The sequence below is a fragment of the Collinsella aerofaciens genome, assembly GCF_027679495.1.
GTDB classification, from domain to species: domain Bacteria; phylum Actinomycetota; class Coriobacteriia; order Coriobacteriales; family Coriobacteriaceae; genus Collinsella; species Collinsella aerofaciens_AK.
Genome location: NZ_JAQEKC010000010.1, coordinates 62,565 through 74,891, shown reverse-complemented (window position 1 = coordinate 74,891; position 12,327 = coordinate 62,565). Strand labels below are relative to the sequence as shown.

The 12,327-nt window shown below is 57.3% G+C and carries 12 protein-coding genes and 5 tRNA genes; 4 read left to right on the top strand and 13 right to left on the bottom strand.

Annotated elements, in window-relative coordinates; all coding sequences use genetic code 11:
• Positions 1-155 precede the first annotated feature (155 nt).
• The 3 genes from PGW49_RS05465 to PGW49_RS05455 all read left to right on the top strand — a co-directional run bounded on the left by PGW49_RS05465 (position 156) and on the right by PGW49_RS05455 (position 3,639).
• On the top strand, positions 156-923 hold the full coding sequence (locus PGW49_RS05465) for a mechanosensitive ion channel family protein (RefSeq protein WP_138374754.1): 768 nt from the start codon (positions 156-158) through the stop codon (positions 921-923).
• Between the two features lie 92 nt (positions 924-1,015).
• Complete coding sequence (locus PGW49_RS05460) at positions 1,016-2,932, top strand: BMP family ABC transporter substrate-binding protein (RefSeq protein ID WP_270225822.1); 1,917 nt, start codon at positions 1,016-1,018, stop codon at positions 2,930-2,932.
• Positions 2,929-3,639 (top strand): metallophosphoesterase family protein, encoded by a 711-nt coding sequence (locus PGW49_RS05455; RefSeq protein ID WP_117799696.1) that lies wholly within the window; start codon positions 2,929-2,931, stop codon positions 3,637-3,639. The genes PGW49_RS05460 and PGW49_RS05455 overlap by 4 nt, the downstream gene beginning before the upstream one ends.
• Positions 3,640-3,764: 125 nt before the next feature.
• On the opposite strand, the gene rplA is transcribed toward PGW49_RS05455, so the two are convergent.
• The 11 genes from rplA to PGW49_RS05400 all read right to left on the bottom strand — a co-directional run bounded on the left by rplA (position 3,765) and on the right by PGW49_RS05400 (position 9,034).
• Positions 3,765-4,472 carry a 50S ribosomal protein L1 gene (gene rplA / locus PGW49_RS05450; RefSeq protein WP_022093892.1) on the bottom strand — a complete coding sequence of 236 codons (708 nt, stop codon included), beginning with the start codon at positions 4,470-4,472 and terminating at the stop codon, positions 3,765-3,767.
• Between the two features lie 117 nt (positions 4,473-4,589).
• Positions 4,590-5,018 (bottom strand): 50S ribosomal protein L11, encoded by a 429-nt coding sequence (gene rplK, locus PGW49_RS05445; RefSeq protein ID WP_022093893.1) that lies wholly within the window; start codon positions 5,016-5,018, stop codon positions 4,590-4,592.
• A gap of 120 nt (positions 5,019-5,138) precedes the next feature.
• Entirely contained in the window at positions 5,139-5,675 is a 537-nt protein-coding gene (nusG, locus tag PGW49_RS05440; RefSeq protein WP_099432095.1) for a transcription termination/antitermination protein NusG, read from the bottom strand.
• A gap of 3 nt (positions 5,676-5,678) precedes the next feature.
• Positions 5,679-6,017: a preprotein translocase subunit SecE gene (gene secE, locus PGW49_RS05435; protein WP_006234983.1), complete on the bottom strand. Its 339-nt coding sequence runs from the start codon at positions 6,015-6,017 to the stop codon at positions 5,679-5,681.
• Between the two features lie 76 nt (positions 6,018-6,093).
• Positions 6,094-6,169: transfer RNA gene (locus PGW49_RS05430), tRNA-Trp, on the bottom strand.
• A 13-nt stretch (positions 6,170-6,182) separates the two neighbouring features.
• Positions 6,183-6,332 carry a 50S ribosomal protein L33 gene (gene rpmG / locus PGW49_RS05425; RefSeq protein WP_022093895.1) on the bottom strand — a complete coding sequence of 50 codons (150 nt, stop codon included), beginning with the start codon at positions 6,330-6,332 and terminating at the stop codon, positions 6,183-6,185.
• A gap of 279 nt (positions 6,333-6,611) precedes the next feature.
• Positions 6,612-7,802, bottom strand: coding sequence for an elongation factor Tu (gene tuf, locus PGW49_RS05420; RefSeq protein WP_035137538.1), 1,191 nt, complete (start codon positions 7,800-7,802; stop codon positions 6,612-6,614).
• Positions 7,803-7,898: 96 nt separating this feature from the next.
• A tRNA-Met gene (locus PGW49_RS05415) sits at positions 7,899-7,975 on the bottom strand.
• Positions 7,976-7,978: 3 nt separating this feature from the next.
• Positions 7,979-8,054, bottom strand: a tRNA-Thr gene (locus PGW49_RS05410).
• Between the two features lie 10 nt (positions 8,055-8,064).
• Positions 8,065-8,146: transfer RNA gene (locus PGW49_RS05405), tRNA-Tyr, on the bottom strand.
• 813 nt (positions 8,147-8,959) lie between these two features.
• Positions 8,960-9,034 (bottom strand) — tRNA-Thr (locus PGW49_RS05400).
• Between the two features lie 224 nt (positions 9,035-9,258).
• Between PGW49_RS05400 and PGW49_RS05395 the strand changes: the two genes are divergently transcribed.
• Positions 9,259-10,599, top strand: coding sequence for a DNA-binding protein (locus PGW49_RS05395; RefSeq protein WP_138374752.1), 1,341 nt, complete (start codon positions 9,259-9,261; stop codon positions 10,597-10,599).
• 27 nt (positions 10,600-10,626) lie between these two features.
• Here the strand turns inward: PGW49_RS05395 and PGW49_RS05390 are convergent, their stop codons facing one another.
• Together PGW49_RS05390 and rlmB are read right to left on the bottom strand one after the other, a co-directional pair.
• Positions 10,627-11,304 (bottom strand): NYN domain-containing protein, encoded by a 678-nt coding sequence (locus PGW49_RS05390; RefSeq protein WP_006234978.1) that lies wholly within the window; start codon positions 11,302-11,304, stop codon positions 10,627-10,629.
• Positions 11,305-11,307: 3 nt separating this feature from the next.
• The gene (gene rlmB / locus PGW49_RS05385) at positions 11,308-12,228 is read right to left on the bottom strand and encodes a 23S rRNA (guanosine(2251)-2'-O)-methyltransferase RlmB (protein ID WP_138374751.1); all 921 of its coding nucleotides are present in this window, start codon (positions 12,226-12,228) and stop codon (positions 11,308-11,310) included.
• Positions 12,229-12,327: the final 99 nt, after the last annotated feature.

Genomic DNA, 12,327 nt, shown 5'->3' with positions numbered 1-12,327 from the left:
TCATCCGCACATGTGCGGATGAATGTGGGAAGTGTTCGGATGAAGTTGATAATCAAGGTAAACCTTATATCGAGCACAGAAGCCCGTCTGAATTTGATCGGACGGGCTTCCTGGTGGGTATCATGGTTGGACGATCATTAGGAGGTTTTCCCTACATGGAATTGTTTGAGCCGATTCTTCATTTCTTTGAGCAACGGTGGGTCCACAACATCATCTGGGCCGTCATCTTGGCGATAGGCACCGCCGTCGCCGCCGAGGTCGTATCCAAGACCCTGAACCATCTGCTTAACCGTGACGATAACCCGCTTCCGGCATCAAGTATCTTCATCAACATCGCGCGCGCTGTCATCTGGATGATTGGCGGCAGCTTTATCCTCGACAACTGCTTTGGCATTAACGCAAACGCGCTCGTCGCCGCTCTTGGCGTCGGCGGCATCGCCATCTCGCTCGGCTTTCAGGACACGCTGTCAAACCTTATCGGCGGCATGCAAGTGACCTTTATGGGCATCATCAAACCCGGCGACAATATCGAGGTCGGCGGCGTATCCGGCGTGGTCCAAGACATCACTTGGCGTCATACAACGATTGAGGATGCCTGTGGACAGACCATCATCGTCCCCAACTCCAACATCTCCAAGAACACGCTCGTGCATTTGATGCCCTTTGGGCGCGTGGCTGTGCCCGTTGCCGTAAAGGACACGTCCAAGTGGGCCTCGCTCGACGCGCTGGCAGACGAGCTGACCAGCGCCACCAAGGCCGCCGTGCTTCCCATCTCGGGCTTTGACAAGGAGCCGTATGTGCTCTTTAGCGAGATCGGCGACTTTGGCATCAAGGGCAAGATCATCTTTATCGTCAGCGACGACAGCACCACTTTCACCGCTGCCGACGCCTGCATCCGCGCCATCGCCCCCATCATTGCCTAAACCACCACAAAGGGGACAGGCACCTTTGTTGTGGTTTTCATTCGTGGTACCATGGTTTATATAGTTGTTTAAACGACTAAGGGAGCAACATCATGGAAGAGGCCTACCGTCAAGCACGCAAGCGCGGCGAGCAAGGACGTCGACGCGCCATTAGTCAAAGCGAGTATCCGTACCTCACGGACCTCGATAGCTTGGTTGCCCAGCTCCCCTTAGGCCAGCGAGAGAATGTCGGCCTGAGAGACATTCCGCTCGAAATGGTCGTCGGTACGGTTACCAAGGGCCGTCAGTCCGCCTTTTCATGCAACTTTATGCCCCTGCTGCCGTTTGGCACCGAGTTCGCCCGCAAGTGGTCCAACCTCTACGACATCCAGGTAACCGAGGGTTATCGCGACCCCATCATCGTCACCGAGTTCATGCATCGGTTCTATGTCCAGGAAGGCAACAAACGCGTCAGTGTCCTCAAATTCCTGGACGCTCCGACGGTTTCGGCCAAGGTCACCCGTCTCTACCCCGGCACATGGGATTCCGTCGAAAGCCGCCTGTACGGCGAGTTCTGCGCGTTTTGGCGCGTCTGCCCCCTATACGAGATCGAGTTCTCGCGTGAGGGAAGCTACGAGACGCTCGCCAAGATGCTCGGTCAGAACCTTATCGAAAAATGGCCGCAGAAAAAGGTCGACTACCTGCGCCACACCTTCCTGCTCTTTAAGCGCGCCTACCTTCGCGCAGGCGGCGACCACCTGGACATTACGCCCGCCGACGCCATGCTCGTCTACCTCAATGTGTACAACCAGGACCGCCTGCTGGATACGCCGACGGATATCGTCGTAAACCGCCTGTGCAAGATCTGGCGCGAGCTGGTTATTGCCGGCAAAAATGACGAGGACAAGGTCGATCTTGTCGAAGCACCGAGCGTCGACGAGGAGGAGACGCCCGCCAAGTCCACCTCTGGCGTGCTCAACTTCTTTATGGGCAAGACCGTCTACTCGACGGCCAACCCCCTGCGCATCGCCTTTATCCATGAGTTCCCCTGTGCGACGTCGAGCTGGGACAGCCTGCACGACCAAGGGCGTCAGTATCTCGATGAACACTTTGGCGGTATCGTGCGCACCGAGGCGTTCGAGGACTGTCACGATCCGGATGTGTTCTACGCCGCCGTGGAAACGGCTGTCAAACATGGAGCAAACGTCATCTTCTCGACCTCGCACCGCCTGATGGAATACACGCTCAGGGCTGCCGTTGAGTATCCCCGGGTTCGGTTCCTCAACTGCTCTATCGGCCTTCCCCATCAAAGCGTCCGTTCGTACTTTGGCAAGATGTACGAGGCCAAGTTTCTGCTGGGCGCCCTTGCGGCCAGCATGGCGGACAACCACCGCATCGGTTACCACGCGTCGGTCTTCGCCTCGGGCGCACTCAGCGAGATCAACGCCTTTGCGATTGGCGCCTCGCTGCTCGACCCGCGCGCGCAGGTCATCCTCACCTGGGGCGATGTTCCCGCCGGCGGTCTTGCCGAAGCCATGTGCCGCGAAGGCGTAAGCGTCATGACCGGCGCTGACATGTCAAAGTCGCTCGAAGACCCAACGGCCTACGGGCTTCACCGCTTGGTCGACGGCAAAGTCACCGGCATCGCCATGCCCGTATGGAACTGGGGCCGTTACTACGAGCTCATCGTTCGCAGCCTTCTTCACGGCACGTGGGACGAGACCAGCGACGACAACCAAGTGCGCGCTGTCAACTACTGGTATGGCATGAGCTCCGGCGTTATCGACATTCGTTACGCTCCGGGCCTACCCTACCAAACGCGCAAACTCGTGCAGTTGCTCCGCAACGGCATTGTTGTGGGATCCATCAACCCCTTTGGCGGCGAGCTCCACAGCCAGAACGGCGTGGTACAGATCGAAGGCTTCCCTCCGCTGCCGAGCACGCAGATTGTCGAGATGAATTGGCTGGCGGACAACGTGGTAGGCACCATTCCGCAGCTCGACGATGAGCCGAAAGTCCCTGCCCTATGAAAATCCTTGCCATAGCCGATACCGAAGAACGATGCCTTTGGGAGTGCTTTCGCAAGGAACGCTTTGAGGGAGTCGACCTGATTTTGTCCGCCGGCGATCTGGACCCGGACTATCTTGAGTTTTTGGTTACGGTCATCAACAAACCGCTCATCTACGTGCGCGGCAATCACGATGACCGCTACGCACGTCATGCACCGGGTGGATGTATCTGCGTAGAGGACAGCGTGTACACGTACCGAGGGATTCGCATTGCGGGCCTTGGCGGGTCCATGCGTTATCGCGACGGCGCCAACATGTACACCGAACGCGAGATGTCCAAGCGCATGCGTAAGCTGTCGCGTAAGGTTAGGATGGTCGGCGGGTGCGACATTCTGCTTACCCATGCACCCGCCGCCGGTATGGGTGATCTGGACGATCTGCCGCATCGAGGATTCGAGTGTTTTAACACAGCACTCGAATCCTGGAATCCCGACTACATGGTGCACGGGCATGTGCACCAAAGCTACGGTTGCGATTTTCAGCGCGAGCGTCAGCATGTGTGCGGAACGACGATCATCAACGCTTGCGGCTATACGCAGTTTGAGCTCGACCAGACGCACTACCCCATCCGCGGCTGGCAAGCAGCTTGGCTCAACTCACAAACCATGCGCCGCGAGCTCAAACGCCACGAAGCCATCGAGTCTTCAACAGCCAGAACACCCTGGTAACCACCATAAAGGGGACACTGTCCCCTTTATGGTGCTTTTGACGCGATAACAAGAAACCCGGTCCTGCACAAGGCAGAACCGGGTTTCTTTAGCAATGCTTGCTGTACTCAGGCAGTAACTAGCAGTTACTCAGCCAGGAAGTCACGCTGGACAGCGGGATCGACCTTGACGCCAGGGCCCATGGTGGAAGACACGGAGATGGACTTGACGTACTTGCCCTTAGCAGAAGAGGGCTTGACGCGCAGAATCTCGGTGTACAGGGCAGCGTAGTTCTCGACGAGCTGCTGCTCAGAGAAGGACTTCTTGCCCAGGGGCACGTGGCAGATGCCGTAGCGGTCGGCGCGGTACTCAACGCGGCCAGCCTTGAGCTCGGAGACCATCTTGGCGACGTCCATGGTCACGGTGCCGAGCTTGGGGTTCGGCATGAGGCCACGGGGACCAAGGATCTTACCGATGCGGCCAACCTTGGCCATCATGTTCGGCGTAGCGATAGCGGCGTCGAAGTTGATCTCGCCCTTCTGAATCTGGGCGACGAGCTCGTCGGAACCGATGATGTCGGCGCCGGCAGCCTCAGCCTCACGGGCCTTCTCGCCCTCGGCGAAGACGGCAACACGAACGGTCTTGCCGGTGCCGTGGGGCAGGGAGATGGAACCACGGATGTTCTGGTCAGCCTTACGAGTATCGATGCCCAGACGGAAGTGAGCCTCGACGGTCTCGTCGAACTTGGCGGTGTCGAGCTCCTTGATGAGCTTGGCAGCCTGAAGGGGGGTGTAGAGCGTGGCGCGGTCGATCTTCTCGGCAGCGGCGTTATAGCTCTTACCATGCTTAGCCATGTGCATTACCTCCTGTGGTTAAACGGGCGTGAGCCCTCCCACATCGTATCGTGTGCCCTATTGCACACATTTAACGGGCGCCCCGGTCGGAGCACCCGCCGTTACCATAAGAAATCGCTACTCAGCGATGGTGACGCCCATGGAACGGGCGGTACCGGCGATGATCTTCTTGGCGGCGTCAATGTCGTTGGCATTGAGGTCCGGCATCTTGATCTCGGCGATCTTGGTGAGCTGCTCCTGGGAGAGCTGACCAACCTTGTCAGCCTGGGGCTTAGCGGAACCAGACTTGAGGTTCAGCTCCTTCTTGATAAGGTGAGCCGCCGGCGGGGTCTTGGTGATGAAGGAGAAGGACTTGTCCTCGTAGACAGAGATCTCAACGGGGATGATGTCACCCTTCTTGTCCTGCGTCTCGGCGTTAAAGGCCTGGCAGAACTGCATGATGTTCACGCCAGCAGCGCCCAGGGCGGGGCCGACGGGAGGAGCAGGGTTTGCTGCACCAGCAGGAATCTGGAGCTTAATGACGTTGGCAACCTTCTTCTCAGCCATGGTCATTCCTTTCGAATCACGAGTGTGAAGTACTTGCTATATCGTAAGCACGCACGTGTTAGAAGCACTCCTGAGATGAGCAGTCACAGAAGAAGCACGCTCGCGCGAACGGACGAAAACTTAAGCGATGACAGCGACCTGGTTAAAGTCGAGCTCGACCGGCGTCTCGCGGCCAAAGATCATCAGCGTGACCTTGAGCTTGCCAGCCTCGGTGTTAACCTCGGAGACCTTGCCATCAAAGTCGGTAAGCGGGCCATCGGTGACGCGGACGGACGTACCGACCTCAATATCAACCGAGGTGCGCTTGGGCGAATCGCCCTTACCGGGACGACGAGTCATCTTGTTGTACTCGTCGCGGGAAAGCGGAGCGGGCTTGCCGTTGCCGCCTAGGAAACCGGTGACGCCAGGCGTGTTACGAACACACGTCCAAGCATCATCATCCATCTCCATGCGGACAAGGACATAACCCGGGAAAATCTTGGAATCCTTGGTCTCACGCTTGCCACCCTCTTTAATCTCGGTGACACGCTCCATAGGAATCTCGATATCAAAGATACGGTCCTGCATGCCCATAGTCTCGATTCGATGCTCGAGATCGGACTTAACACGGTTCTCGTATCCAGAGTAAGTGTGAACGACGTACCAACGCTTAGACATGGTTTAGCCCCTCAATCCAGAGAACAGAGCAAGAGCCTCGCCAAAGCCAGCATCGAGCAGAGCGATGACGACGCCGACGACGATCAGAGAAGCGCAAACGACGACCGAGTAGTTCACGAGCTCCTTCTTATCGGGCCACGTGACACGCTTCATCTCGGACTTGACCGAAGCGAAATACTTCTTGGTGCGGGCGAAGAAACCAGGCTTCTCGTTCTTCTTGGACTTCGCAGCCTTCTCGTTCTTCTTGGCAACGGCCTTCTTGGCCTCAACCTTGGAGTTGGCGGCAGCGTTGTTGGCAGGCGCCTGCTGCTGAGCCTTCTTCTTGTTCTTCTTGTTGGCCATTTGGGTTACCTCCGCGCAATGCACTTATACATGAGTAAACCGTAAGCCCCCAATTGGGAGCTTACGGAATAATGACTGGCACGCCAGGAAGGACTCGAACCCTCAACACTCGGTTTTGGAGACCGATGCTCTACCAATTGAACTACTGGCGTATGTGACTAGAGACTAGCGAGTCTCTTTGTGCAGCGTGTGGTGACGGCACCAGGGGCAATACTTCTTGATCTCCATACGATCAGGCATGGTCGACTTGTTCTTGGTGGTCGTATAGTTGCGGCGCTTGCACTCAGTGCACGCAAGAGTAACTAGAGTACGCATGTATCCTGAACCTTTCATTTCCGCCCCGTACGGGCACGAGTTGTTACTTTATCAGCTCCACGTAAGTGCTGTCAATGAAAACCTCGAGTCAATTGGTTCTCGGTGGATCCATTCATATTTGGAACACATCAATGAAGCCATCGAGATCTAATCGACGGTGCATCCAGGACCATTGTCGATCCTCTCGACACCAGCAACGGCTCAATATCCATTGCAGAAAAGAACCCGGCACCCATATAAGTGCCGGGTTCTCTAAGTCAGCTATATCAAAGAGCAAATTTACTCAATGATCGTGGAGACGATGCCCGAACCGACGGTGTGGCCACCCTCGCGGATAGCGAAGCGCAGGCCCTCCTCCATGGCGATCGGGTGGATGAGGTCGCCCTCGATGGTGATGTGGTCACCAGGCATAGCCATCTCGGTGCCCTCGGGGAGCTTGACCGTACCGGTAACGTCGGTGGTACGGAAGTAGAACTGAGGACGATAACCATCGAAGAACGGGGTGTGACGGCCGCCCTCCTCCTTGGTCAGAACGTAGATCTCACCGGTGAACTTGGTGTGCGGGGTAACCGAACCGGGCTTGCAGAGAACCTGGCCGCGCTCGATGTCCTCGCGCTTGATGCCGCGGAGCAGCAGACCGACGTTGTCGCCAGCCTCGCAGAAGTCCATGGACTTACGGAACATCTCGATACCGGTAACGACGGTGTTCTGGGTATCCTTGATGCCGACGATCTCGACGGGCTCGTTGAGCTTGAGCTCACCGCGCTCGACACGGCCGGTAGCAACGGTACCACGGCCGGAGATGGTCATAACGTCCTCAACGGCCATCAGGAAGGGGAGGTCGTTGTTACGAGCAGGCGTCGGGATGTACTCGTCGACGGCCTTCATGAGCTCGCGGATAGCGTCCATCCACTTGGCGTCGCCCTCGAGAGCGCCCAGAGCGGAACCACGGATGACGGGAATGTCGTCGCCGGGGAAATCGTACTCGGAGAGGAGCTCACGGGTCTCCATCTCGACGAGGTCGATGAGCTCGTCATCGTCGACCATGTCGCACTTGTTCAGGAAGACGACGATGTAGGGAACGCCGACCTGACGGGCGAGCAGGATGTGCTCGCGGGTCTGAGCCATGGGGCCGTCGGTAGCGGCGATGACCAGGATAGCGCCGTCCATCTGAGCAGCACCGGAGATCATGTTCTTGACGTAGTCAGCGTGGCCCGGGCAGTCAACGTGAGCGTAGTGACGGGCAGCAGTCTCGTACTCGACGTGGGAGACGGAGATCGTAATGCCGCGCTCGCGCTCCTCGGGAGCCTTGTCGATGTTCTCGAACGCAGTGAAGTCAGCCTTGCAGCCCTCGGTCTCGGAGAGAACCTTGGTGATGGCAGCGGTCAGCGTGGTCTTGCCGTGGTCGACGTGACCAATGGTGCCGATGTTAACATGCGGCTTAGTGCGCTCAAACTTCTCTTTGGCCATAAAGCCCTCCTCTAAACAGGTCGTCCCCGGACGGGACTTTGCCTTTATACCATAGTGGCCTCTCAACATACTATTGAGAAGCCACCGTGTTACCTATGGTAGCGGTGACTGGATTCGAACCAGTGACGCCACGGGTATGAACCGTGTGCTCTAACCAACTGAGCTACACCGCCGGATGGAGCCTGCAACCAGACTTGAACTGGTGACCTCTTCGTTACCAACGAAGTGCTCTACCGACTGAGCTATACAGGCACTTGACGGGTGGGAGCTATAGGATTCGAACCTATGTAGGCAGAGCCAACGGGTTTACAGCCCGTCCCCATTAACCACTCGGGCAAACTCCCAATCGTTCAAGTATCCGCAGGTCCTTTGGTCTTTTGGACCGCCGCCCCCGCGAACGAAAAAGATAATACGATGCAACCTTGGGGGCTGTCAACGAAAACCTCTAGATACACGGTGCCGGGCGTATCTATATAGCTGTGACCTGCGGTTTTGTTGAGTTTGGATATGAAGGACGGTGGATTTGGCTACGCTTGTGACATTTCACGAGGGAACACTTTGTCACGGTGGAGTACATCTGCAGCATCGACCTTCGATACCAGCTTATTTGCACCTATATATAGGTCGAGATCGGGGCTGCCCAGACAGAAGATTGCTCTTCCCAGGCAAAATCGAGCGTGGATTTTCTTCCGTTTGAAATCGAGCGTGGATAATCTCCCACTTTGCCGTGCCATCGAATCCAAAGTGGCAGATTATCCACGCTCATTCACTAGGCGGAAGATTTTCCACGCTCGTGTGTCCGATAATCCACGCTCGATGACGATGACCAACCTCGCCCCGGCCTATGTCTCGACCTGTAACAGTAAGAGGGTTATTCCTCCCCTATCTGTTACAGATCGAGATGTTTCGCAGAAACCCCCGCTTACGTCTCATTCTGTAACAGTAAGAACGGTTTTCAGCCTCTTCGTGTTACGGATCGAGATGTTATCGGCCTTCCCTTGGCAATGTTTCGATCTGTAACTATAAGGAGGGTCTTCAGCCCACTCGTGTTACGGATCGAGACAAACCTGAAGCTTGGTTGGCGCCAAACACGCTGACTTATCGACATAAATAGAAACGGGCCCTGTCCCACAAGGAAACAGAGCCCGAAACTCTCATGGAGCCAGTGACAGGAATCGAACCTGCAACCCACTGATTACAAATCAGTTGCGCTACCGTTGCGCCACACTGGCACACTTGGCGCTTTCACGCGAAGCGAGTTAAGAATAAAGGAATTGCGGACGGGGCGCAACAGGCCGCACGGCGTTATACAAATATGCAAAATCCAGCAACAACGCGTACCAGGCCCGTTCATTTCTGTCAGTGCGCCCTCAATCTTAAAACCATTCGCCAGAACGAATAGTTTTAATTACAATTGCTATATATAAAACTATTCGTTCTGGCGAAGGGTTTCGCGATGCTTACTACCAAAGAAGCCGCCGAGCTGCTCGGCATCACTCCGCGCAGGGTGCAGGAGCTCATAAAAAACGGAGCACTTGAGGCCCGCAAGGCTTCTGGTGTATGGCTCATCGACAAAGACAGCGTCGACACGCGACTCCGCTCCGTGACCAAAACGGGGGGACGTCCCCGCCGCGGCCACGGTAAGAGCGAGATCGCGTTCACCCTCATGAATCGCACGCACGAAGTCGCTCAGCTGGTCTACAGTACATCGCGAAAAGACTTTACCCACATCGGTGCCGACATCGATTACGCCCACGCCCCTATTGGAGTATTTGGCCCTAATAGCCCCATATCGCTAGACTCCTTCCGCATCTGGTGGCGCGGCCGCGGTATCCCGCTCGCACGCATTGGGCTAGCCTCCCTGCTTGCAGAAGCCGCAGTCGATGTTCCCGATGAACTCGTCCAGCGAAATCTCGGCCTCTCCTTATCCGACCAGTATTGGATTAGGCCCCAAGGTTCCGGTCTCACCTGGGAGGATATCAACTTCTTCAATAACGCCTTTGATGACGTCTCGCTGTCCATTGCACCCTTTGCCCCAGAGGGAAAAGCGGCTGCCGCAAAGCCCGATAACACCTCGGACGGCAATCTTCAAAAGTACTGGACGTGCGAGGGCGAACGTCGAATTCTGCATAAGGCAGGAGCGCACCTGGACCAGGAACCTTATAACGAGCTGGTGGCGACCGCGCTCCACCGTCGCATCCTAAACGCCTGCGATTATGTGCCTTACTCGCTCGAGGGCACGGGCACTTCCGCCCTGAGCACATGCGATGTCTTCTTAACTGATGAAGAAGAGTATGTCCCTGCGTTCTATGTAAACCAGCATGCAAATGCAGACGAGCGACTAACCGATTACGAACGGTATGTAGCAAACTGCGAAGAGCTTGGAGCGACAGATATAAAAGACGCCCTTGACCGCATGATCGTGTGCGACGACATCATCGCCAACTATGACCGCCATTGGCGTAACTTTGGCCTTGTGCGAAACGTAAACACGCTAGCCTGCAGACCAGCCCCCATCTTCGATTCGGGCTCATCACTCTGGTGCAACATATCACTAGAAGAGCTTAGGGCGGGAGAGCACAGTTTTACCAGCGCACAATTTCATTCAAGCCCCGCCAAACAAATGTTGCTCGTCGAGGACATGGGCTGGTTTGACGGCGACAAACTCGAAGGCTTCGTTGACGAGGCAATCGAGATTCTGTCCAGAAACGACGCGCTCACGGCAAGGCTGCCATATCTAAAAGAGGCGCTTACATGGCGCCTCCGTAGAATGATCGACATCGCTGAATGGAGTTAGCGAGACAGCGTCGCGCCGTCAGCTCCCCTACCGTCCGCGCAGGGCCTTGAGCTTGGCCAGGGCATCGGGGCTCAGGCGGCTGCCCAGGGTCATCTTGATCTGCGGAGCTTCCTCTGCCTCGTGAACGTCGTTATCGATCTGTTTGATCTCGTCCACCAGCATACGGCTCGAGATGCGCGTAACGCCCTTGCCCATGACGACGGCCTGGATCGTGCCGTCACTCGATACCACGGAGCACGCGCGGCCTTCCTCGCGTGCCTCGATACAGAGCTTCTGCACCACGGTATCGGCAGAGACGCCCGTCGGCGAAAACTCGATGCGCACGCCACGGGCCGGCAGATTGGGGCGCTCGCTGGAGATATTGCCCGCGCCGTCAAACACGATTACGGCCTCGTAGCGGCCTTGGGCAAACGCGGCAACGTCGTTGATGAGGGCAGTGCGCGCCATATCGTGAACGTCGCTGGAATACGGATCGTCGGAATGGTCGTACACGAGCTTTTCGTAGCGCGGCGTGCAGTGGATCACGTTGTAACCGTCGACCACCAGCAGCTCGGGCTTGTTGGAGTGCACCGTCGAGACTGGGTCGGCGATAGCCTGCGCAAACGCATTGCCGCCCACGCCATAGGTCGCAGCCGAAACAATCGGCTTGGCCGAGCCCTCGCCAAAGCGCTTGGCCTTGGACTTGGCGCGGTTCTTCTTGGACATGCGCTACTCCTCCCCCATGAGCTCGCCGGCATTGCGGCGCAGCCACTCAAAGCACAGCGCCGTTGTCGCCTGGGCAACATTGAGGCTCTCGGTCATGCCGCGCTGGGGAAGCTTGGTCAAAAAGTCGCATTTCTCAAGCACCAGGCGCGAGATGCCGTCGCCCTCGGAGCCCATGACGAGCGCCACGCGGCCCTCGAAGGGAGCATCCCAGCAGCTGCCCTCGGCGTGCTCGGAGGCACCGCCCACCCAAAAGCCAGCGGCCTTGAGGTCATCGAGCGCACGGGCGATATTGGGAACCTGTGCGATAGGCAGGTGCATGACAGCACCGGCAGAAGTCTTGTAGCTGCCAACGGTCACGCCGGCGGCGCGCTTGTTGGCAATGATGACGCCCGCCGCGCCCACGACCTCGGCAGAGCGCACAATGGCACCAAAGTTACCGTCGTCGGTCACATGATCGAGCACGACGACGAGCGCCGGTCCGTCACCCGCGCGGCCGAGGATGTCGGCGACGTCGGCATAGGGGAAGTTGCCAACCTCGAGCGCAATACCCTGGTGAGCGCCATGGCTCGACAGCGCATCGAGCTGCGCGCGCGGCACATACTTAATGCGGACGCCCGCGGCATTGAGGTCATCGATCAGGCGCGACAAGGCGGCATCGCGCTCCCCGCCCTCGGCAATGAGCGCACACTTGATGGGAAAACCAGTGCGTAGCGCCTCGGCGGCAGCACGGCGACCTTCGATAAACTCGCCCTTGGGAGCCTGAACGTTGTCGCGGTTGCGATCTCGCTGCGGACGTGCAGCCTGGGCTTGGGAGCGCTCGCGCTGGCCCTTGGGAGCGGCAGCGCGGTCGTTGCGGCGAATCGGACGCGAGCCAGAAGCAGCCTGCTTGCCTCCACGCGGCGCACGCTTGCGATTGTCGGCCATAAAGTGACCTCCTAAATACAACTATCAAACGAAACAAAATAAACGACCGCCCATGAATATTAATTCGGGCGGTCGGTACGGGTTTTCCAAGTGCCCGAG